The organism is Vogesella urethralis (assembly GCF_007644045.2).
Taxonomy (GTDB): domain Bacteria; phylum Pseudomonadota; class Gammaproteobacteria; order Burkholderiales; family Chromobacteriaceae; genus Vogesella; species Vogesella urethralis.
In genome coordinates this window covers 87,766-109,691 of the sequence record NZ_VMDW02000135.1, presented here as the reverse complement: position 1 = coordinate 109,691, position 21,926 = coordinate 87,766, and the positions used below count along the sequence as shown (strand labels likewise).

Annotated in this window: 20 protein-coding genes; 14 read left to right on the top strand and 6 right to left on the bottom strand. The window is 62.7% G+C overall.

All coding sequences use genetic code 11. The annotated features are described in order from the left end of the window. Positions 1-15: 15 nt before the first annotated feature. From FLQ03_RS17225 to FLQ03_RS17210, 4 genes are all read left to right on the top strand, one after another. Positions 16-1,632, top strand: a complete 1,617-nt coding sequence (locus FLQ03_RS17225) for an alpha-amylase family glycosyl hydrolase (protein WP_144372082.1) — start codon at positions 16-18, stop codon at positions 1,630-1,632. A 2-nt stretch (positions 1,633-1,634) separates the two neighbouring features. Next, on the top strand, positions 1,635-2,756 hold the full coding sequence (locus FLQ03_RS17220; protein WP_144372081.1) for an ABC transporter ATP-binding protein: 1,122 nt from the start codon (positions 1,635-1,637) through the stop codon (positions 2,754-2,756). Between the two features lie 229 nt (positions 2,757-2,985). Continuing rightward, the gene (locus FLQ03_RS17215) at positions 2,986-3,951 is read left to right on the top strand and encodes a porin (protein ID WP_144372080.1); all 966 of its coding nucleotides are present in this window, start codon (positions 2,986-2,988) and stop codon (positions 3,949-3,951) included. Positions 3,952-4,041: 90 nt separating this feature from the next. Further along, the gene (locus FLQ03_RS17210) at positions 4,042-4,977 is read left to right on the top strand and encodes a carbohydrate kinase family protein (RefSeq protein WP_144372079.1); all 936 of its coding nucleotides are present in this window, start codon (positions 4,042-4,044) and stop codon (positions 4,975-4,977) included. A 63-nt stretch (positions 4,978-5,040) separates the two neighbouring features. Here the strand turns inward: FLQ03_RS17210 and mscL are convergent, their stop codons facing one another. The 5 genes from mscL to FLQ03_RS17185 form a co-directional block, all read right to left on the bottom strand. Next, complete coding sequence (gene mscL, locus FLQ03_RS17205) at positions 5,041-5,505, bottom strand: large-conductance mechanosensitive channel protein MscL (RefSeq protein ID WP_144372078.1); 465 nt, start codon at positions 5,503-5,505, stop codon at positions 5,041-5,043. 221 nt (positions 5,506-5,726) lie between these two features. Beyond that, a complete protein-coding gene (locus tag FLQ03_RS17200; protein ID WP_144372077.1) occupies positions 5,727-7,394 on the bottom strand; it encodes an L-lactate permease in 1,668 nt (555 codons plus the stop codon). A 302-nt stretch (positions 7,395-7,696) separates the two neighbouring features. After that, a complete protein-coding gene (locus FLQ03_RS17195) occupies positions 7,697-8,422 on the bottom strand; it encodes a UDP-2,3-diacylglucosamine diphosphatase (protein WP_144372076.1) in 726 nt (241 codons plus the stop codon). 101 nt (positions 8,423-8,523) lie between these two features. Beyond that, positions 8,524-9,021, bottom strand: a complete 498-nt coding sequence (locus tag FLQ03_RS17190; protein WP_144372075.1) for a peptidylprolyl isomerase — start codon at positions 9,019-9,021, stop codon at positions 8,524-8,526. Positions 9,022-9,038: 17 nt separating this feature from the next. Beyond that, positions 9,039-9,602, bottom strand: a complete 564-nt coding sequence (locus FLQ03_RS17185) for a peptidylprolyl isomerase (RefSeq protein ID WP_144372074.1) — start codon at positions 9,600-9,602, stop codon at positions 9,039-9,041. A 223-nt stretch (positions 9,603-9,825) separates the two neighbouring features. Between FLQ03_RS17185 and FLQ03_RS17180 the strand changes: the two genes are divergently transcribed. The 5 genes from FLQ03_RS17180 (at position 9,826) to FLQ03_RS17160 (ending at position 15,719) form a co-directional block, all read left to right on the top strand. Further along, positions 9,826-10,545 carry an LPP20 family lipoprotein gene (locus tag FLQ03_RS17180; RefSeq protein ID WP_144372073.1) on the top strand — a complete coding sequence of 240 codons (720 nt, stop codon included), beginning with the start codon at positions 9,826-9,828 and terminating at the stop codon, positions 10,543-10,545. Between the two features lie 3 nt (positions 10,546-10,548). Further along, a complete protein-coding gene (locus FLQ03_RS17175; RefSeq protein ID WP_144372072.1) occupies positions 10,549-11,826 on the top strand; it encodes a flagella assembly protein FlgT middle domain-containing protein in 1,278 nt (425 codons plus the stop codon). 121 nt (positions 11,827-11,947) lie between these two features. Further along, positions 11,948-12,925 carry an extracellular solute-binding protein gene (locus FLQ03_RS17170; protein WP_206211029.1) on the top strand — a complete coding sequence of 326 codons (978 nt, stop codon included), beginning with the start codon at positions 11,948-11,950 and terminating at the stop codon, positions 12,923-12,925. Positions 12,926-13,056: 131 nt separating this feature from the next. Further along, positions 13,057-14,667, top strand: coding sequence for an ABC transporter permease (locus FLQ03_RS17165; RefSeq protein WP_144372071.1), 1,611 nt, complete (start codon positions 13,057-13,059; stop codon positions 14,665-14,667). Further along, the gene (locus tag FLQ03_RS17160; RefSeq protein WP_144372070.1) at positions 14,667-15,719 is read left to right on the top strand and encodes an ABC transporter ATP-binding protein; all 1,053 of its coding nucleotides are present in this window, start codon (positions 14,667-14,669) and stop codon (positions 15,717-15,719) included. Before FLQ03_RS17165 ends, FLQ03_RS17160 begins: the two co-directional genes overlap by 1 nt. A 105-nt stretch (positions 15,720-15,824) precedes the next feature. Here the strand turns inward: FLQ03_RS17160 and pbpG are convergent, their stop codons facing one another. Next, positions 15,825-16,685 (bottom strand): D-alanyl-D-alanine endopeptidase, encoded by an 861-nt coding sequence (gene pbpG, locus FLQ03_RS17155; protein WP_144372069.1) that lies wholly within the window; start codon positions 16,683-16,685, stop codon positions 15,825-15,827. Positions 16,686-16,927: 242 nt separating this feature from the next. On the opposite strand from pbpG, the gene uvrB reads away from it, so the two are divergent. The 5 genes from uvrB (at position 16,928) to fliE (ending at position 21,906) form a co-directional block, all read left to right on the top strand. Beyond that, entirely contained in the window at positions 16,928-18,943 is a 2,016-nt protein-coding gene (gene uvrB / locus FLQ03_RS17150; RefSeq protein ID WP_144372068.1) for an excinuclease ABC subunit UvrB, read from the top strand. A gap of 24 nt (positions 18,944-18,967) precedes the next feature. After that, positions 18,968-19,438: a low molecular weight protein-tyrosine-phosphatase gene (locus FLQ03_RS17145; RefSeq protein WP_240802307.1), complete on the top strand. Its 471-nt coding sequence runs from the start codon at positions 18,968-18,970 to the stop codon at positions 19,436-19,438. Between the two features lie 19 nt (positions 19,439-19,457). Continuing rightward, positions 19,458-20,150 carry a chemotaxis protein CheB gene (locus FLQ03_RS17140; RefSeq protein WP_144372067.1) on the top strand — a complete coding sequence of 231 codons (693 nt, stop codon included), beginning with the start codon at positions 19,458-19,460 and terminating at the stop codon, positions 20,148-20,150. A 70-nt stretch (positions 20,151-20,220) separates the two neighbouring features. Next, the gene (locus FLQ03_RS17135; protein ID WP_144372066.1) at positions 20,221-21,558 is read left to right on the top strand and encodes a sigma-54-dependent transcriptional regulator; all 1,338 of its coding nucleotides are present in this window, start codon (positions 20,221-20,223) and stop codon (positions 21,556-21,558) included. Between the two features lie 27 nt (positions 21,559-21,585). After that, the gene (gene fliE, locus FLQ03_RS17130; RefSeq protein WP_144372065.1) at positions 21,586-21,906 is read left to right on the top strand and encodes a flagellar hook-basal body complex protein FliE; all 321 of its coding nucleotides are present in this window, start codon (positions 21,586-21,588) and stop codon (positions 21,904-21,906) included. The last annotated feature ends 20 nt before the right edge of the window (positions 21,907-21,926 follow it).

Genomic DNA, 21,926 nt, shown 5'->3' with positions numbered 1-21,926 from the left:
CTAAGGAATAAAAGCATGCAAAAGAATCAACACTGGTGGCAAAACACCGTGATTTACCAGATTTACCCGCGCAGTTATCAAGATAGTAATGGTGACGGTATTGGCGATTTACCCGGTATTACCCGTCGTCTGCCACATATTGCGCAATTGGGCGCCGACGCTATCTGGATTTCGCCGTTTTTTACCTCGCCGATGGCCGATTTCGGTTACGACGTGTCCGATTACTGCGATGTGGACCCGATGTTCGGCACGCTGGACGATTTCCGCGCCCTGGTTGGCCGCGCCCATGAGCTGGGCTTGAAAGTGCTGATCGACCTGGTGCTCAGCCACACCTCCGACCAGCACCCGTGGTTTGCCGAAAGCCGCGCCAGCCGCGACAACGCCCGCGCCGACTGGTACGTGTGGGCCGACCCGCGCGCCGACGGCACGCCGCCCAATAACTGGCTGAGCATTTTTGGTGGCAGCGCCTGGCAGTGGGATGCCCGCCGCGGCCAGTACTACCTGCACAACTTCCTCACCAGCCAGCCGGACCTCAACTTCCACCAGCCGGCGGTGCAGGATGCGGTGCTGGACGTGGCGCGCTTCTGGCTGCAGCTGGGCGTGGACGGCTTCCGGCTGGATACCGTCAACTTCTACACCCACGACGCGCAACTGCGCGACAACCCGCCCCAGCCGGCCGGCAGCTACGCCGGCGGCGTGCCGCGCAGCAACCCGTACGCCTTCCAGCGCCATCTGTACGACAAGACGCAGCCGGAAAACCTGGCCTTCATCCGCCGCCTGCGCCGCCTGTGCGACGAATTCGGCGCCATTACCGTGGGCGAGATCGGCGACGATTTGCAGTACCAGACGCTGCGCGACTACACCGCCGGTAGCGATCTGCTGCACATGGCCTACGTGTTCACGCTGCTGACCGAAGAATGCCACCCGCGCTACCTGCACCGCGTGCTGCAGGAGTACGTGGCCGAGGCTGGCAACGCCACCGTGTGCTGGGCGTTGTCCAACCACGACAACATCCGCGTGGTCAGCCGCTGGGCGGCGCTGGGCGGCAGCGAGGCGGCGCGCGCCCGTGTGTTTGCCATGCTGCTGCTGGCGCTGCCGGGGCCGGTGTGCCTTTACCAGGGCGAGGAGCTGGGCTGGCCGGAGGCCGAGATCGGCTACGAGCAGCTGCAAGACCCGTACGCCAAGGTGCTGTGGCCCGAGTTCAAGGGCCGCGACGGCTGCCGCACGCCAATGGCGTGGGACGATAGCGCCGACGGCGGCTTCGGCAGTACGCAGCCGTGGCTGCCGTTGTGGCCGGCGCACCGTGCTGCTGCGGTGGCACAGCAAGCCGCACAGGCTGGCAGCACGCTGGCGTTCTGGCAGCATTTGCTGGCCTGGCGCCGTCAGCAACCGGCCTTGCACGGTGGCGACTTTGTGCTGGACGCAGCCGACGACAGCCTGCTGCGCTTTGGCCGCAGCGGTGATGGCCAGCAGCTGCAGTGCGTGTTCAACCTGGGGAGTACCGCGGCCAACCTGCCGCTGCCGGCAGGCGCCCGCGTACTGTTGCATAGCGACGGTAGCCAGGCTGCCGGACAAGTCATCGAACTGGCGCCGATGTCGGCTGCCTTCATCCAGCTGGCCGTGGAGGGCTGATCATGAGCGAAATCCGACTGCAGGGCATTCAAAAGCGCTTTGGTGGCAACCCCATCCTGGCCGACATCAACCTCACCATTGCACCGGGCGAGTTCTGCGTGTTCATTGGCCCGTCCGGCTGCGGCAAATCCACGCTGTTGCGGTTGATTGCCGGCCTGGACGACGCCAGCGGCGGCGAGCTGTATATCGACGGCCGCTGTGTCAACGAGGTGCCGCCGGCGCAGCGCGACGTGGCGATGGTGTTCCAGAGCTACGCGCTGTACCCGCACATGACGGTGTACGACAACATGGCCTTTGGCCTGCGTCACCTCAAGCTGGGTAAGACCGAGATCGAGCGCCGCGTGCGCAGCGCCGCCGAGTCGCTGCACCTCACCGCCTTGCTGGACCGCAAGCCGGGCGCGCTGTCCGGCGGCCAGCGCCAGCGCGTGGCGATTGGCCGCGCCATCGTGCGCCAGCCCAAGGTGTTTCTGTTTGACGAGCCGCTGTCCAACCTGGACGCTTCGCTGCGCGTGAAAACGCGGGTGGAGATCGCCCGCCTGCACCGCGAGCTGGGCCGCGCCAGCATGGTGTACGTGACGCACGACCAGGTAGAAGCGATGACGCTGGCCGACAAGATCGTGCTGCTGAAGCCGCTGGCCGGGCAGGAGGGCGTGCCCAGCATTGCGCAGGTGGGCCACCCGCTGGAGCTGTACCACCACCCGAAGAACCGCTTTGTGGCCGGTTTTATCGGCTCGCCGGGGATGAACTTTTTCCCGGCCGAGGTCAGCATGGCGCGCAGCGACGGCCTGCAGTGCCAGGCGGGTACCGCCACCTTGCTGGCGGCGGTGAACGCCGCCGGCCAGCTGGCGGGCAGTACGGTGACGCTGGGCGTGCGCCCAGAACACGTGCAGGTAGGCGAGGGCAGCCTGCTTGGCCGCATCACCCACCTGGAGCACCTGGGCGAGCACAGCTACGCCTACCTGGACACCGACCTGTCGCCGGCGCCGCTGGTGGTGAAACTGGCCGGCGCCAGCGCAGCCATCGGCGATAGCCTGCGTTTTGCGCTGCCTGCGGAGCGCGTGCACGTGTTCGACGCCACCGACGAAGCGCTGCCCAGGTTGGCCGCCAGCCTGGCTGCGGCCTAGCAGCCCGGGGGTAGGGTGAATAAAGGCACCGCCAGGTGCCTTTATTTATTTTTGCATTATTTCAATTGTTAATGACGGGTTTTATTTGTGAATAATGTTTTGTTGCTGGTAACCAATTGCTTGCTGAAAATGCCCGCTTTTGTTTTGTAATTGATTGGCTACATGTTTGCCGCCGTTTTAAATAACTGTACCGGCACGCGCTGGAAAATAAACACAAACGGAGACAAGCATGAACCAGAAACACATTGCCCTGCTGATCGCTGGCACCCTGATGGCCGGCCACGCTTTTGCCCTGGATGGCGATATCAAATTTACCGGCAAGGTAGAAGTCGGTATGGCGTCCAAAAAAGAAAACGGTATCAGTAACCGTGCGGTAGAAGACGGCGGTTCCGAATTGAATGTGGTTGGCAGTGCTGATATTGGCAATGGCCTGAAAGCGCTGCTGCAAGTAAATACCGACATCAAACTGGATAATAATAAAGGCACCGACCACTTTGCCAATGGCGATACTTTTGTCGGCCTGCAGGGCGAGTTTGGTACCGTGAAACTGGGCCGTGGCATCAATGCCTACGGTGACGGCTACTTCAAAGCCAACCTGTACGCCTACGACGTGGGCCCGGACCGCGGCGACATCGCCAGCGGCGGGGGCAATGCACGCGGTGCCTTCAAATACGAAGCGCCGAACCTGAATGGCCTGGCGCTGTCGTTCAGCTACTCGCCGGGTGAAGACAAGACCACCACCCAGCAGCGCGCCACCGACGCCTGGGCTGCCAGCGGTACCTACGAGCAAGGCTTGTTTGGCGCCCGCTTGTCGTTTGGTCAGCAAAAAGTGGCTGCCGGCGGTACGCTGAAGGACACGCTGCTGGCATTCAAGGTAGTGCCGGCTGCCGGCCTGACGCTGGCGACCGAGTTCAACAATTCCAAGAACGTGAAAGGCCCGACGCAAAAAAGCGTGGGCGTGTACGCCGAGTACAAGCCGCAGCGCCTGGGCGTGCGTGCCGGCTATATCAATACCAAGGACTATGGCTATGCCAGTGGCGGCAAGCACAAGGTGAGTCTGCTAGGCGCCGACTACGATCTGTCGGGCAAGGAAAGCCGCTTCCAGACCAGCCTGTTCGTCGAGTACAAGTCCGACAAGAAGAACAACAAGCAGCGTGACAATTACCTGTTTGGCGGGGTGCACATCGGCTTCTGATGCTGCTGTGCATGGCAGCGCACGCTGCCGGTTCCGGATGAGGTCTTTGCCTGCCGCGTTGCGGCAGGTTTTTTTCATGCAGGAGACGCAATGACACAGCCCTTAGCAGCCTTGCTCTGTTTTGGCGAGGCTTTGACCGACATGATCATCCAGCCCGACGGGCGCTGGCTGTCGCGCCCCGGTGGCGCGCCGTGGAACGTGGCGCGCATTCTGGCCGGCTGGGGGCTGCCGGCGGCGTTTGCCGGCGCCATCAGCCGCGACTGTTTTGGCGATGCCTTGCTGGCGGCCAGCCGCGACGCCGGGCTGGATGTGCGCTATCTGCAGCAGGTGGCGGCCTCGCCGTTGCTGGCGATGGTGTACAGCACGCAGCCGCCGAAATACTTTTTTGTTGGCGACCGCAGCGCCGACCTGCACTTCGACGCGGCCAAGCTGCCGCCGGGTTGGCCGCAGGCGGCGCGCTGGGCGCTGTTTGGCGGCATCAGCCTGGCGCGCGCTCCGTTGGCCGGCCATTTGCTGGCGCAGGCGCGGCAATTGAAAGCCGCAGGCGTACGCATCGCGTATGACCCCAATTTCCGCGTAGCGATGGACGCCGGCTACGACGACATGCTGCGCCAGATGGTGGCGTTGGCCGACGTGGTGAAAGTATCGGACGAAGACTTGATAGGCCTGTTCCGCCATGACGATCAGGCCGCCGCGCTGGCCACCTTGCGGCAATGGAACCCGCAGGCCTGGGTGCTGTACACCCGTGGTGCCGCCGGCGCGCAGTTGTATGTGGATGACGCGGCCTGGCAGCTGGCGCCGCCTGCCGTGGCGGTGGTGGATACGGTAGGGGCGGGCGACGCCAGCATGGCCGGCTTGCTGGCCAGCCTGTGGCAAGCACCGCAGGCGACGCCGGCGCAGCATCTGGCCGCCGCCGTGGCCAGCGGCAGTGCGGCTTGCGGCGTGGCCGGAGCGGCCATTCCACCGCAGGCAACGGTAGCGGGCTTGCAGGCGGATTTGCTGCCGGCGGTGCAGTATTCACGCTAGGATGGACCGCCAAACGACAAGGCCGCCCAAAGGGCGGCCTTGTCGCGTATCACGCAGTGGCGCTTAGTCCAGCTGCGAGGTGCAGCACGGGCAGCGGGTGGCTTTCACCGGAATACTGGACAGACAGTAGCGGCATTCCTTGGTGGTGACCTCTGCCGGGGCCTCGGCCACTTTTTCTTCGCGCTTCAGACGGTTGATGACTTTGACCAGCATGAAGATGGCGAATGCCACGATGGTGAAGCTGACCAGGGCGTTGATGAACAGGCCGATATTCAGGGTCACGGCGCCGGCTTCCTTGGCGGCAGCAACGGACGCGTACGGGGCGGCCGCCTTGGCGCCTTCCTTCAGCACGATGAACAGGTTGGCGAAGTCGACATTGCCGATCAGCAAGCCGATGGGCGGCATGATCACGTCGTCAACCAGAGACTTGACGATGGCGCCGAAGGCGCCGCCAATCACCACGCCCACCGCCAGGTCGATCACGTTGCCGCGCATGGCAAATTCGCGGAATTCTTTCAGTACGGACATGTGTGCCCCCCTTTTGATTTTGTAATGAAGATTAACAAGACGCTTAAGTATCGAACGAAAATCGGAAAAACTGAAGCTTGGCACTCAATTTGATTATGTAGCATGCAAATGCAGCTTTGACTGTTTAGATTTAGCTTAACAACAGTGCCGGCCCCGCCGCGTCGGAAAAGAAAAACCCCGGCAGGGCCGGGGTGTCATGGGTGATGCGCAGTACGGGCGAATCAGGGGTGAATCACCAGTGCGGTAAACGGCGGCAGGTACGCCATGGCGCTTACTACCAGGCCCACCAGGCAAGCCAGCGCTAGCGAGTGGAAGAACACGTAACGCAGGATCACGCCTTCCTTGCCGTAGTACTGGGTAGCCGTAGAGGCCACTACGATGGACTGGGCGTCGATCATCTTGCCCATCACGCCACCGGACGAGTTGGCCGCGGTCATCAGTACCGGCGACAGGCCCAGCTGTTGCGCCGAGGCTTTCTGCAGACCGCCGAACAGTACGTTGGCCGCAGTGTCGGAGCCGGTCAGCGCCACGCCCAGCCAGCCCAGCAGGGTGCCGAAGAACGGGTAGAACACGCCAGTGTGCGAGAAAGCCAGGCCCAGGGTGATGTCCACGCCGGAGAAGCGGGTGACATAGCCCAGTGCCAGCATGGCCACGATGGTGATCAGCGAGTAACGCAGCGACCAGAACGTCTCTTTGTACACCTTCACCATTTCGCCCGGGCGGTAGCCCATGATCACGGCGGAGATCAGCGCGGCCACCAGAATGCCGGTACCGGTAGTGGACAGCAGGTTGAACTTGTAGATGGCGGCTTCCAGGTGCGGTTCGGCGACCACCGGCGGCATTTTGTAGATCAGGTTATGCAGGCCCGGCCACTGGATTTCCAGCGTGAAGATGCCGTCCAGAATCTTTTTCACCGCAGGCGAACCGAAGGCGAACACGCAGACCGACAGGATCAGCCATGGCAGCCAGGCGCGGATCACTTCACCGCGGCTGTAGCCGTGCTTGCTGTTGGCCACCACTTCCTTGGCGCCGATGGCGGCTTCACCGCCCATGGTGCCGGCGGTAGAGGTGTAGATCTCGGCCGGTTTCCATACTTTCAGGAAGCCCACCAGTGCCGCGATCGAGCATACCGAGGCGATAACAGCTACCAGCTCCGGGCCCATGGTGTTGGACACGATCAGTTGCGGGATGGCAAACGACAGGCCGGCTACCAGCACGGCCGGCCAGATGCGCAGGGTATTGCGCCAGCCGCAGAAGGCAATCAGCAGCCAGAACGGCACGATGATGGCGAAGATGGTCATCTGGCGGCCAACCATCGACGAAATCTGCAGCACGTCCAGGCCGGTGACTTTGGCCAGCGTGGTAATCGGGGTACCCAGCGCGCCGTAGGCCACCGGTGCAGTGTTGGCGATCAGCGACAGGCCGGATGCAGCCAGCGGCGAAAAGCCCAAGCCGATCAGCATGGCGCCGGTTACGGCTACCGGGGTGCCGAAGCCACCGGCACCTTCAAAGAAGGCACCGAAGCAGAACGCGATCAGCAGCAGCTGCAGGCGACGGTCGGTAGTAATGCCGGAAATGGACTCGCGCAGTACGGCAAACTGGCCTTTGCGCTCGGTAAGCTGGTACAGGAAGATCACGTTCAGGATGATCCAGCCAATCGGCATCAGGCCGTTGGCCGCACCCAGCAGCGTGGCACTCATCGCCATGTCGCCCGGCATGCCGAAGACAGCCACGGCCACCAGCAGCGAGGTCGCCAGGCCCAGCAGGGCGGCAATATGTGCCTTGATATGGAAAATGCCCAGCGCGCCCAAGAGGACGATTACCGGAATGCTGGCAGCCAGCGTGGACAGCCACGGGTTGCCAAGCGGGTCATAGACGTGTGACCACATGTTTGCTCTCCTAGTTGTATCGGGTGGCGGGCACCGGCAATAAACCCTTGGGTCCGTCCGGTTTTACCGCGTCTGGCGTGCACTGTAGCGGCAGGCAAACAGGGTGTCAGTTGGGGCTGCCCCTTGCGGGGAAACCCTTGCGGGATAACCCTTGTGGCGGTTTTTTGACTGTGATGGCGGGTGTCTGCGGCGGGAGGCTGGAGAGGGAACAGGCAGTAGCGGCGGCAGTGCCGCTGGGGGCAGACAGGCGCCTGCCGGACGCGCCCGGCAGGCAAGGTTGGCCGCAGGTTGCGGCCTGGGCGTTACAGGCTGAGCGGGTGGGCGCTGACGCCGTGTTCGTCCAGACGCAGGTAGCCGCCGTGGCCGGCGTACCAGTCGGCAATCACCCAGCGCTGGCGGGGCACGCCGTCTAGCAGCAGCGTGTGGCTGGCCGGGCGGTGGGTGTGGCCGTGGATCAGCGTGGCGCCGGGGTGGGCGGCCAGCAAGGCGCGGATGGCGTCGTCGTTGACGTCGCCAATGTCGGTCAGGCCATCGCTTTGCTTCTTGGCCTCGCTCATGGTGCGGATCTGCTGCGCAATGGCGTGGCGTTCTGCCAGCGGTTTTTGCAGGAAGGCCGCTTGCCATGCCGGCTGCCGCACCATGGCACGAAACTGCTGGTAGGCAGCGTCGTCGGTGCACTGGCCGTCGCCGTGCACCAGCACATAAGGTTGGCCGCAGATGGTCAGCGTGTGCGGTTCGTCCAGCAGCGTGGCACCGCTGGCGGCGGCAAAACCGGCGCCCAGCAGGAAGTCGCGGTTGCCGCGCAGCACGTATAGCGGGGTTTGCGCGGCAAAGTGGCGCATCTGCGCCAGCATGTCGCGGGTGAACGGCTCGTCGTCATCGTCGCCTACCCAGTACTCGAACAGGTCGCCCAGGATGTATAGCGCGTCAATATTGCCGCGCCAGTCGGCCAGCGTACGGGTAAACAGCTGCCCCAGCCACGGTTCGCCCGGGTGCAGGTGCAGGTCGGAAATCAGGTGAATGGCCATGGCTCGGTTTCTTGATGGCAGACACCCCCTGTGCCAGGCAGCAGGGGGTGTCGGTGGGATCGCTTGCTGGCCGGCGTGCAGGCACGCCGACCGGGCCGCTATCAGGCCTGGATGATCTCGGCTTTCTCGATCACCACCGGCTCTACCGGCACGTCCTGGTGGCCGCCCTTGCGGCCGGTGGCCACGGTCTTGATGCGGTCAACCACGTCCTGGCCTTGTACTACCTGGCCGAACACGCAGTAGCCCCAGCCCTGCATGCTTTCGCTGCGGAAGTCCAGGAAGTCGTTGTCGGCCACGTTGATGAAGAACTGGGCGCTGGCGGAGTGCGGGTCCGGGGTGCGGGCCATGGCAATGGTGTAGGTCTTGTTGGAAACACCGTTGTTGGCTTCGTTCTGGATCGGGTCGCGCGTGTCTTTCTGGTCCATGTCGGCAGTGAAGCCGCCGCCCTGGATCATGAAGCCGTTGATCACGCGGTGGAAGATGGTGCCGTTGTAGTGGCCGTCCAGTACGTATTGTTCAAAGTTGGCCGCGGTTTTCGGTGCCTTGTCGGCGAACAGTTCGATAACGATGTCACCGTGGGTGGTGGTCAGCTTGATCATGTGTCTATCCTTGTGAATCAGGGTTTGTAGATGGCTTTGGTGATGATGATCGGTTCGATCGGTACATCCTGCATGCCACCGATGAAACCGGTGCGGGTTTTGGAGATGCGGTTCACCACATCCATGCCGGCCGTCACCTTGCCAAACACGGCATAGCCCCAGCCTTGCGGGGTCTTGCTGCGGAAGTCGAGGAACTCGTTATTCACCAGGTTGATGAAAAACTGCGAAGTGGCGGAATTCGGGTCGTTGGTGCGCGCCATGGCAATGCTGCCGATGACGTTTTTCAGGCCGTTGTCGGCTTCGTTGGCAATCGGGGCGCGGGTGGGCTTTTGCGCCAGTTCACCGTCCTTGATGGCAAAGCCGCCACCCTGGATCATGAAACCATCGATGATGCGGTGGAACACCGTACCGTTGTAGTGGCCGGCCTTCACGTAGGCCACAAAGTTTTCCACCGACTTGGGCGCACGCGCCGGGTCCAGTTCAATGGTGATCAGGCCCTTGTTGGTGGTCATTTCCACCGTGGGCACGGCCAGGGCCGTCAGTGGCAGCAGCATCAGCAGCGAGCACAGCAGTTTTTTCATGGTGTAACGCAGTCCTTGAAATGCGGGCGGTGCGAAGTGTAGCACGCCCAGCCAGGTCGTTGCCGTGTGCCGGCGTGGCCGGGGGCGGCTGGTAGCCCATCCCGCCTGGCATCGCCACCCTATAATGCGGCGATTTTTAAAAAGTAGCTTAAGATTGCCCGGTGGTAGTCGATATATCACGAACAGGCTATAAAATGACTACAGTTACTCGGCGGAGCAGATTATGAAGAACATCACCCGATTGATTCCCGGCTTGCTGGCCATGAGCGTGCTCACGGCTTGTGCTTCCGGCCCGGCCGCGCCCGCGGCAGCCGAGGGCTGGAGCGTGGTGGCCGTTGCACCGTCGCAAGGCGTGCACCCGGCACCCGCCGTGGCTGGTAGCCACGAGCAGCCGGGTATTTCGCGTCAGCCGGTGATGTCGCCCGGTGGTGTAATGATGGGTGGGGCCTACGTCGGCCCGCTGGCCGACCCGCCGGCCGAACACAAGCAGGAACAGTACAACGCGCTGCGTTTGCGCGTCATCGGTTATGGTGCACCACCGACCAGCAAAGACTTGTCGCCGGTACAACGTCGCCTGCTGGCGATGCGCGCTTCACAACTGGACGCCTACCGTGCGGTGGCGGAGCAGGTACAGGGTTTCAAACTGTCCGGTAGCAGCTCGGTGGGTAACCTGGTCACCGTCAACGACACCTTCCGCGTGTACGTGGATGCTTTCCTGCGCGGCGTGCGCTTGCTGTCTACCGAGTTCAAGCCGGATGGCAGCAGCGAGACCATCGCCGAAGTGGTACTGGATGAAGGCTTCTTCAAAGCGTATCGTACAGCGCTGGTAACCACCGGGAATGTAGCGGCAGCGGCGCGGGTGATGCCGGCGGCCGACGGTGCCAAGATGGGCTGCACCGACAGTGGTTGTGTATACGGCGGGGATTTCTACGTTTCGCACTAGGACATGATGCGACTACCCAAATTGATGCGCGCCGCCTGCTGGGCGGCGTTTGTTTTGTGGCTGCCGCCGGCAGCTGCCGAGGTGTACCAGGCCGAAGGCATTGCCTCGCTGGAGGCTGGCGTGGTGGCGGCGCGCGAGGCGGCGGTGCAGGATGCACTGCGCCAGATCGCCATTACCCACCAAGGCGGCTTGGTAGCGTCCAGCAACACGGTGGCCGGTCTGCAAACGCAGGAAAGCCTTATGCTGGGGCCGCTGACGCTGGCGGGCAAAACCAAGGTGCTGGGCGAAAGCTGGCGCGAAGGCTTGCTGTTCGTGCGCGTGGAGCACGATACCGACGGTGGCGAGGAAAAGCAGGTCGACCCTTGCCAGCGCGCCGCCATGCCGCCGGGCCGCTTTCTGGCCCGCCGCATCGTCACCACCTATTTCCAGCTGGAGCGGCCAACGGTCGCCAGCGATCTTGGCAGTATTGCCACTTGGTATCCGGGCGATCTGGTACGGCTGTTCAACCAACGGCGCGAGACCCAGGCTTTGTACGCCGGTGGCGTGTCCATTTTTCCTGGTGGTGTAATGCGCGAGGCCAGCGCAGCGGCCGATACCGTGCGCGACATCGGCAAGCGCGAAGCGGCGCAGTTCGTGCTGGCTGGGCGCATCATCGATACCAGTGTCACCCGGCAGGAGCCGCGAGTCGGCGCGTTTGGCGGCGCTTATGACGGCCGCCAGGGTACTTATTACAACGGCCCGTTTGCCGGCTTGCTGGGCTTGTCGGTCAAGCAGGTGCCGGTGGAGCGCCGCTTCGAGCTGGAGTACTGGCTGTACGACACCCTTAGCGGCGGCATCCTGCTGCGCGATAACGTGCTGTTCCAGGCGCGCGGCGACGTCAGCCCGTTGTCGCAGCGCATATTCGGTGTTGGCGACCTGGCCAGTGGCGATTATGGCCAAGTGGTCGTCCAGTCGTTGAACCTGATCGTGGACAAGGTTTCCAGCGCCGTGCAGTGCCTGCCGTTTGCTACCCGGGTAAGCCGGGTGGACGGTGACCGCATTTACCTGTCGGCCGGGGCGCTGGATGGCCTGGCGGTGCGCGACCGTCTGGTGGTGTACAAGCCGCGGCCGGCAACCGAGATCCGTCGCATTGATGGCGAAGTCCTGGGGGTGCCGGAGCAGCAGTTGGGGGATATCGAGATCGAACAGGTGCAGCCACGCTTTGCGGTCGCCAGACTGCGAGGCGGCAAACTGAAGGTGGACGCTGGCGATTGGGTAAGGTTCCCGGTGGTGCCACGCTAAGAAATAAAAACTGTAATCGTATTGATAACAGTTCTCTACGCTGTTTATACTCGGCGCCTCAATCGTGACGCAGTCCGCCAACGGGCTGAAAGACAAGGAGCTGGTTGTGAAGAAACAGGTAATGTTGGCTGCCGTGCTGGCAGCATTCAGCGGTGTGGCCATGGCCGAGGAAGTCACCCTCTACACGGCGCGTGCCGAGCAGCTGATCAAGCCGATTCTGGAAGCCTACGAGAAGGAAACCGGCGTCAAGGTGAATGTGGTCAGCGGTGGCGAAGGCCCGCTGATGGAGCGCCTGAAAGCCGAAGGCAGCAATACCCCGGCTGACATCTTCATGACCGTCGACGCCGGCAACCTGTGGCAAGCCAGCAATATGGGCCTGTTCCAGCCGGTGAAGTCGGCAGCACTGGCGGCCAACATTCCGGCGAACCTGCGCGACCCGGCCGGCAACTGGTTCGGCCTGTCGGTGCGTGCCCGTACCATCTTCTTCAATACCCAGACCGTGAAGCCGGCGCAGCTGTCCAGCTACGAAGACCTGGCCGACCCGAAATGGAAAGGCCGCCTGTGCCTGCGTACCTCCAAAAAGGTATACAACCAGTCGCTGGTGGGTACCATGATCGCCGACAAGGGCGTGGCCGCGACCGAGAAGATCGTCAAGGGCTGGGTAGATAACCTGGCAGCACCGGTGTTCCCGGACGACACCAAGATGCTGGAAGCCATCGACGCCGGCCAGTGTGACGTGGGCATTGCCAATACCTACTACTACGGCCGTCTGCTGAAAAAGACGCCTAACCTGAAAGTGGGCATCTTCTGGGCCAACCAGAAACAAAACGGCGTACACGTGAACGTGTCTGGTGCCGGTGTGACCAAGCATGCCAAAAACCCGAAAGGTGCCGTGAAGCTGCTGGAATGGCTGTCGTCCGAGAAAGCGCAGAAGCTGTACGCCGATATCGACATGGAGTTTGCGGCCAACCCGAAAGTAAAAGCCAACGCCACCGTGGCGTCGTGGGGCAATTTCAAGGCTGACCTGATCAACGTATCCGAAGCCGGCGCCAAGCAGGCCGAGGCCGTGAAGCTGATGGACCGCATGGGCTACAAGTAAGCCCTGAGCGGTAGCCAGACGGGGGCGCTGCGGCGTCCCCGTTTTGTTTGCTGCGGACGGCTTGCTGCCATGGCATTCCCTTCCGCGGCCTGGACAACGATAATGCTTCTTTTGACTGATTCGCTTCCGACATGAGCCGTCTGCGCGCTTCTGTTTTTCCCTGGCTGTTGGCCGGCCTCATCGCTTTATGCACCGTGGTGCCGCTAGGTGTGGTGACGCTGTCTGCGCTGACACCAGACCCGGCCATCTGGTCGCACCTGATCGAATTCACGCTGCCCGACCTGTTCCGGAACACGGCCGTCATGCTGCTGGGTGTCAGCGTCGGTGTGCTGTTGCTGGGCGTCAGCCTGGCCTGGCTGGTGGCGGTGTACGACTTTCCTGGCCGCCGCCTGTTCAACTGGGCGCTGATGCTGCCGCTGGCGATGCCGGCCTATGTGTTGGCTTTTGCCCAGGTGGGGCTGCTGGAATTCACCGGCCCGGTACAAACCTGGTTGCGGCCGCATTTCGACAATATGCGCTGGTTTCCCGAGATTCGCAGCAGCTGGGGCTTGGTGCTGGTGATGTCACTGGCGTTCTATCCCTATGTTTACCTGCTTACCCGCAATGCGTTTGCCACCATGGGCCGGCGTGCGCTGGAGGTAGGGCAGAGCCTGGGTCTGTCGCGCAGCCAGGGCTTCTGGCGCATTGCGCTGCCGATGGCGCGGCCGTGGATTGCCGGCGGGCTGATCCTGGTGATCATGGAAAGCCTGGCCGATTTCGGCACGGTGGCGGTGTTCAATTTCGACACCTTTACCAGCGCTATCTACAAAGCCTGGTTCGCGCTGTTTTCGCTGGATACCGCCAAGCAGATCGCGTCGTTGCTGGTGATGCTGGTGTTCGTGGTACTGGTGCTGGAACAGCGCAGCCGTGGCCGCCGCGCCTACGCGCAGGCCGGGCGTGCCGCGCCGCAACCGCGTCTGCCGCTGCCCGGCTGGCGTGGCTGGGTGGCCACGCTGGCGGCCGGTAGCGTGCTGATGCTGGCGTTTGTCATTCCGATGCTGCAGCTCATCTACTGGGCGTCGCTGGATTTTGCCAACCAGTTCAGCAGCGATTTTCTGGGGTACGCCTGGCGCTCGGTCAGCCTGTCGCTGATCGCGGCGGTGCTGGTTACCGCCATTGCGCTGGTGCTGGCCTACCTGGTGCGACGCCAGGGTAGCCAGGCCATGCGCAATCTGGCGCGGGTGGCCACCATGGGCTACGCCATTCCCGGCACGGTGCTGGCGGTGGGCGTGTTTGTGCCGGTGGCGTGGCTGGATAACCAGATCATTGCCCTGATGGGCTGGGGCGGCGAGGTGACCGCCGTGTTCAAGGGTACCTTGCTGGCCATGTTGCTGGCGTTTGTCGCCCGCTTCCTGGCGGTGGCGTACTCGGCAGTGGACACCGCGATGAACCGCATTACCCGCAGCCACGACGAAGCGGCGCGCAACCTGGGCTGCTCCGGCTGGGCGCTGTTGCGCCGTGTTTACCTGCCGCTGTTGTCCGGCGGCCTGTTTACCGGCGTGCTGATGGTGTTTGTCGATGTGATGAAGGAGATGCCCATCACCTTGATGACCCGGCCTTTTGGTTGGGACACGCTGTCGGTACGCGTTTACAACATGACAGCCGAAGGCATGTGGGACCAGGCAGCGCTGCCGGCCATTGCCATCGTGCTGGTGGGGCTGATTCCCACCATTCTGCTGTCTCGTCAACGGGATGTTGCCTGATGAGTGCCTTGCTTGAACTTGTCTCGGTGTCGCAACGCTACGGCAGCAAGACCGTGGTCAGCGACATGTCTTTTGCCTTGCAGCAGGGCGAAATCGCCTGCCTGCTGGGTAGCTCCGGCTGCGGCAAGACCACGGTGCTGCGCTGTATTGCCGGTTTCGAACCCTTGTCTGGCGGCGATATCCGCCTGGCCGGGCGCGTCATCGCCAGCCCGCAGCAGCAGGTGCCGGCGCACCAGCGCCAGATCGGCATGGTGTTCCAGGACTACGCGCTGTTCCCGCACCTGACCGTCGGCGAGAACGTCGGTTTTGGCCTGGGCAAGCTGCCGCGTGCCGAGCGCGAGCAGCGCGTGCTGGCCATGCTGGAGGTAGTAGGGTTGGCCGCGTACGCGCGCGCTTTCCCGCACGAGCTGTCCGGTGGCCAGCAGCAGCGCGTGGCGCTGGCGCGAGCCTTGGCGCCGCAGCCCAAGCTGCTGCTGCTGGACGAGCCGTTCTCCAACCTGGACGTGGATCTGCGTGAGCGGCTGTCGCGCGAGGTGCGCGATATCCTCAAATCGCAAGGCACCACCGCCATTCTGGTGACGCACGACCAGAACGAGGCGTTTGCCATGGCCGATAAGGTGGGGGTGATGCACGAAGGCCGTCTGCAGCAGTGGGCGCCACCGTACGAGCTGTACCACGAGCCGGCCAGCCGTTACGTGGCCGACTTCATCGGCCAGGGCGCGTTTGTGCCGGGCAAGGTCACCGGCCCGCGTTGCGTCACGCTGGCGCTGGGCGAGTACTGCAGCGCGGTGCCGCGCCAGTTTGCCGAAGGGGACGAGGTCGACGTGCTGCTGCGGCCGGACGACGTGGTGCACGACGACGCCAGCCCGGTTACCGCGCGGGTGCTGGGCAAGGTGTTCCGTGGCTCGGAGTTCCTGTACACGCTGCAGCTGGATAGCGGCCAGCAGGTGCTGGCGCAGGTGCCCAGCCACCACAACCACGCCATTGGCGAGGCCATCGGTATCCGACTGGAGCTTGATCACCTGATCGCGTTCCGGCGTCAGCCAGCCTGACAGGCCGTGGCGGCCAACCTTCGTCGTGTGAAAGGTTGGTCTCAGGCAAAAGCACAAGGCCCCGCGCAACTGCGCGGGGCCTTGTGCTGTGTAGCGATGCCGGGGCTAGCCCGACAGCCAGGTGTTGGGATGCGCCTCCAGCCAGGTCTTGATCGACTTGGCGTCGTTCACGCGCGCTGCCGAGCCCTTGGCCGCCAGCAATACCACGATCAGGTGCTGGCTGCCCATGGTGGTTTGCATCACCAGGCAGCGGCCGGCTTCCTCGATATAGCCGGTCTTGGACAGGCCGATATCCCATTCCCCTTCCCGTACCAGCGGGTTGCTGTTTTTGTAATGCAGCACGCGGGTGGCCGTGGGGTGGGCCATGTACTCGTGGGTAGTAGAAAACTGGCGGATCAGCGGGTACTGGTAAGCGGCTTTTACCATGCGGCCCAGGTCCAGGGCGGTGGCGCTGTTACGCATGTCCAGGCCGGTGGCGTCGTGGAACACGGCATTGCGCATGCCGATGCTGCGTGCTTTCTGGTTCATTCTGGCAATGAACGCCGCTTTGCCGCCCGGGTAGGTGCGTGCCAGCGACGCGGCAGCGCGGTTCTCCGACGACATCAGCGCCAGCAGCAGCATCTCGCGGCGCGTGAGCGTGGAGCCGACACTCAGTCGCGAGCTGGTGTTCTTCAGGCGGTCGACTTCGTCGTCGGTGATGGTGATCGGCTCATCCAGCGACAGGCCGGCGTCCAGCACCACCATTGCGGTCATCAGCTTGGTGATGGACGCAATCGGTTGCTGCTGGCTGGCGTTTTTTTCGTACACTGGCTTGCCGGTCTGGCTATCCAGTACCAGTACGGCTTGCGAGCTAAGGCGCGGGCTGGCGGCATAAGCCTGGGTTTGCAGGTTTACAGGCTGGGCGGCTTGCGCCACCATGCTGCCTGCCAGCAGGCAGGCTGCCAGGGCGAGGGTTCTGAGCATCATGTAAAAGGACTCCGATGCAATGTGGATGCTTCGGTGCGACGCGGCAGGGGAGATCACACTCAGGTGATGCGCGCACAGCGCCGTGCCTTGGCAACGGCCTGCCGGGTGCACCCGTTATTCGAGTTTATCGAGCATTATTATTTTAAATTGAATCCAGGCAGTTGTCCGGTTTTAGTTTTAGCCAAAATACATGAAAATGGCAGCCTATTGCCGCCATTTCTATGACGAAAGAGTGATCTTGCATGCTGGTAACCTATCCAGGCAGCCCGTTCCGGTTGCATCAGCCCTTTCCGCCCGCGGGTGACCAGCCGGCGGCCATCGCGTCGCTGGTAGAAGGGCTGGACGATGGCCTCACGTACCAGACCTTGCTGGGGGTAACCGGCTCCGGCAAGACCTACACCATGGCCAACATCATCGCCCGCACCGGGCGGCCGGCCATCATCATGGCGCACAACAAGACGCTGGCCGCGCAGCTGTACAGCGAAATGCGCGAGTTCTTTCCGGAAAACGCGGTGGAGTACTTCGTGTCGTACTACGACTACTACCAGCCCGAGGCCTACGTGCCCAGCCGCGACCTGTTCATCGAGAAAGACTCCAGCATCAACGAGCACATCGAGCAGATGCGGCTGTCGGCCACCAAGAGCATTCTGGAGCGCCCCGACTGCGTGATCGTGGCCACGGTGTCGGCCATTTACGGTATCGGTGACCCCACCGAGTACCACCAGATGATTCTGCACCTGAAAGAAGGCGAAACCACGCCGCAGAAAGACATCGTCAGCCGGCTGGTGGCCATGCAGTACGACCGCAACGACATGGACTTCGCCCGCGGTACCTTCCGTGTGCGCGGCGACGTGATCGACGTGTTTCCGGCGGAAAGCAACGACACCGCACTGCGCATCAGCCTGTTTGACGACGAGGTGGAAACGCTCACCCTGTTCGACCCGCTGACCGGCGTCACCAAGCAACGGGTTGGCCGCTTCACCGTGTTTCCGTCCAGCCACTACGTGACGCCGCGCGACACCGTGCTGCGCGCCTGCGAGAAGATCAAGACCGAGCTGGCCGACCGTGTGGCCTGGTACCTGAAAGAAGGCAAGCTGGTGGAGGCGCAGCGCATCGAGCAGCGCACCCGCTTCGACCTGGAAATGCTGTACGAGATGGGCTTCTGCAAGGGCATTGAAAACTACTCGCGCCACTTTTCCGGCCGCGCCCCCGGCGACGCGCCGCCGACGCTGATCGACTACCTGCCCAAGAACGCGCTGATGTTCATCGACGAAAGCCACGTCACCGTGCCGCAGGTGGGCGCCATGTACAAAGGCGACGCGGCGCGCAAACAGAACCTGGTGGACTACGGCTTCCGCCTGCCGTCGGCGGTGGACAACCGCCCGCTGAAATTCCACGAGTTCGAGCGCCTGATGCCGCAAACCATCTTTGTGTCGGCCACGCCTGCCGATTACGAGCAGCAGCACGCCGGCCAGGTGGTAGAGCAGGTGGTGCGGCCAACCGGCCTGGTGGACCCGCAGATCGAGATCCGTCCGGTGGCCACCCAGGTAGACGACCTGCTGTCGGAAATCCATCTGCGTATCGAACGCGGCGAGCGCGTGCTGGTGACCACGCTCACCAAGCGCATGGCCGAGCAGCTGGCCGATTACTACACCGAGCACGGCATCAAGGTACGCTACCTGCACAGCGACATCGACACCGTGGAGCGGGTGGAAATCATCCGCGACCTGCGGCTGGGCATGTTCGACGTGCTGATCGGCATCAACCTGCTGCGCGAAGGCCTGGATATTCCCGAAGTCAGCCTGGTGGCCATTCTGGACGCCGACAAGGAAGGTTTCCTGCGCAGCGAGCGCAGCCTGATCCAGACCATCGGCCGTGCCGCACGGAACCTGAACGGCAAAGCGCTGCTGTACGCCGACCGCATCACCAACAGCATGCAGCGCGCCATCGACGAAACCGAGCGCCGCCGTGCCAAGCAGGTGGCGTTCAACACCGAGCACGGCATCGTGCCGCAGGGCGTCAACAAGAAGATCAAGGACATCATCGACGGCGTGTACCAGCCCGATGCCGGCGACAAGAAAACACTGGCCGAAACCGCCCGCATTGCCATGCTGGACGAGAAGGCGCTGGCCAAAGAGATCAAGCGGCTGGAAAAAGAGATGCTGGAGGCGGCGCGCAACCTGGAGTTCGAAAAAGCGGCCAAGCTGCGCGACGAGCTGAAAGCCTTCAAGGAAAAAGCCTGGATGAACGGCCTGTAAGGTTGGCCGCAAGGAAACCATGTCATGCAGAAAAAAGTACTGATGGTGTGCATGGGCAATATCTGCCGCTCGCCCACCGCCGAGGGCGTGATGCGGGCGGGATTGTCCAGGCATGGTCTGGACGGCCTGGTTGCAGTAGACTCCGCCGGCACGCATGCCTATCACGTAGGCGAAGCGCCCGACCCGCGCACGGTACAGGCGGCACGACGCCGCGGCTACGATCTGAGCGCACAGCGCGCCCGGCAAGTGGAGGCCGCTGACTTTGACCGCTTTGATCTGATCCTGGCCGCGGACAAAGCCAATCTGGCAGCGTTGCGACGGATATCGCAAAAAGGCGTGACACCGCAGTTGTTGTTGTCGATATTGGGAACAGAGGCCGAAGTGCCCGACCCGTACTACGGTGGCGCCGACGGCTTCGAGCGCGTGCTGGACCTGGTGGAGCAGGCCTGTGATGCCTGGTGTCGCCAATGGCGGCAACAAGCCGGTCTGGACTGAACGTTAAACAAGGGAAACTATGGCACTCGACAAGAAAGCTGGCCCGACCAAGCCGATAGAGGTGGCACCCAGCCACAGTGCTGACATGATTCTGCCGCGGCAGCCGGGCAAGCTGTCGCTGGGGCGGCAAACCGTGATCGTTATCGGTTCGTCTACCGGCGGTACCGAAGCGCTGCGTGTGCTGCTGACGGCCTTGCCGGAAAACATGCCGCCTATCGTCATTACCCAGCACATGCCGGAAATGTTTACCAAGTCGTTTGCCGTACGCCTGGACGCGCTGTGCAAGCTGACCGTGAAAGAGGCGGTGGATGGCGAGCGCCTGCAGCCCGGCCATGTGTACATTGCCCCCGGTCATTCGCACCTGCTGGTGAAGCCTGCCAGTACCATCGGTTACGCCACCAGCCTGCATGCCGGGGTGCCGGTGAACCGCCACAAGCCATCGGTGGACGTCTTGTTCCGCTCTGCGGCCAACGTCATCGGCAAAAACTGCATCGGCGTCATCCTTACCGGTATGGGGCGGGACGGTGCCGCCGGCATGGCTGAACTGAAAGAAGCGGGCGCCCATAATATCGCCCAGGACGAAGCGTCCTGTGTGGTGTTCGGCATGCCCAAGGAGGCCATCGCCTGCGGTGGCGTGCATGAAGTACTGCCGTTGGCCGCCATTGCGCCGCGGCTGGTTGCGTTGTGCGCCGGCCGGGTTCATGCCGACTAGTGGCAGCCGGAAGACGATATTCCGCTGCGGCAGGCTGCCGCAGCGCTAGTGTGAAACAGAAGAAGCAAGCATGAAACGATTGCCCGTACTGGTGGTGGAAGACGATGCCGACCTGCGCGAAGCGCTGGTGGATACCCTGATGTTGTCCGGTTTCAATGTGGTGGAGGCCAGTGACGGCGAAACCGCGCTGGAGGTGTTGCGCCAGGAGCCGGTGGGGTTGGTGGTATCCGACGCGCAGATGCAGCCGATGGACGGCTATACCCTGTTTGCCCACATCAAGGACCGTTACCCGGGGCTGCCGTTCGTGCTGATGACCGCTTACGGCGTGGTGGAACGTGCGGTCGAGCTATTGCGTGCCGGTGCCAGCCATTACCTGCTGAAACCGTTTGAGCCGCAGCGACTGATCGACGAGGTGGAGCGCTTTCTGCTGGAAGCGCCCGAGGTAACGGCCGAAGCCATGGTGGCCGAGTCGGCGGCCATGAAGCAGATCGTCTCGGTAGCCAGCCGCGTCGCGCCCAGCGACGCCAGCGTACTCATCACCGGGCCCAGCGGCGCCGGCAAGGAAGTGCTGGCGCGCTTCATGCATCAGCACTCGCGGCGAAAGGATGGCCCGTTTGTGGCAGTGAACTGTGCGGCGATTCCGGATAACCTGCTGGAGTCCACCCTGTTCGGTCACGAGAAGGGTGCTTTTACCGGCGCCACCAGCGCCATGCCGGGCAAGTTCGAGCAAGCACAGGGCGGCACCATCCTGCTGGACGAAATTACCGAAATGCCGCTGCCGCTGCAGGCCAAGCTGTTGCGCGTGCTGCAGGAGCGCGAAGTGGAGCGTGTTGGCGGCATGCGAACCATCAAGCTGAATATTCGCGTGCTGGCTACCAGCAACCGTGACGTACAGGCCGAAGTGGCCGCCGGGCGTTTTCGCGAGGATTTGTACTTCCGGCTGAATGTTTTCCCGCTCAATCTGCCCGGTCTGGCCGAGCGACGGGACGACATCCTGCCTTTGGCACGAAAATTGCTGCGTAAGCACGCTGAAGCCATGGGAAAAAGCCGTCTGGTGCTGGGTGCCGATGCCGAGCGAGAATTGACGGCCTATAGTTGGGAAGGTAACATCCGCGAACTGGACAATGTAATGCAACGGGCGGCAATTCTTGCCGCCGGGGCGGAAGTTTCTGCCGCTGATCTGATGCTGAACGTTGTGCCGTCCGCAAAAATCATCCCTGTTCCCGAAGTGCCCCAGGTTGCCCCGCAAGAGACCGACATGCGTTCGGTGGAAAAGCGTCATATCCTGGAAGCACTGGCGGCGACCGGTGGTGTAAAGAAACTGGCCGCCGAGCGGCTGGGCATTAGTGAGAGAACGTTGCGCTACAAGCTGCAGCGCTATCGCGAAGAGGACGGCGAGTCGGTTTGATCGCCCCGTGTTACGGACGAGGTCAACATGTCAACGCAAGGTATCAATCAGTTGCTGGGCGAGCTGCGCGCCATGTCTGCGCTGGCCGCCGGCAAGCAGGCACCTGCAGCGGAAGAGACCCCGGAGGTTGATTTTTCCAACGTACTGAAATCCACGCTGGAACAAGTCAACCAGGTGCAGCAGACGTCGCAGGAGTTGCAAAAGCGCTTCGAACTGGGTGAAGAGGGGGTCAACATCCAGGATGTGATGGTAACCATGCAGAAGGCCAGCCTGAGTTTCCAGACCATGGTGCAGGCAAGGAACAAGCTGGTTTCGGCTTACCAGGAAATCATGAATACGCAAGTGTAGCGCTGCGCTGGGTAGTATCG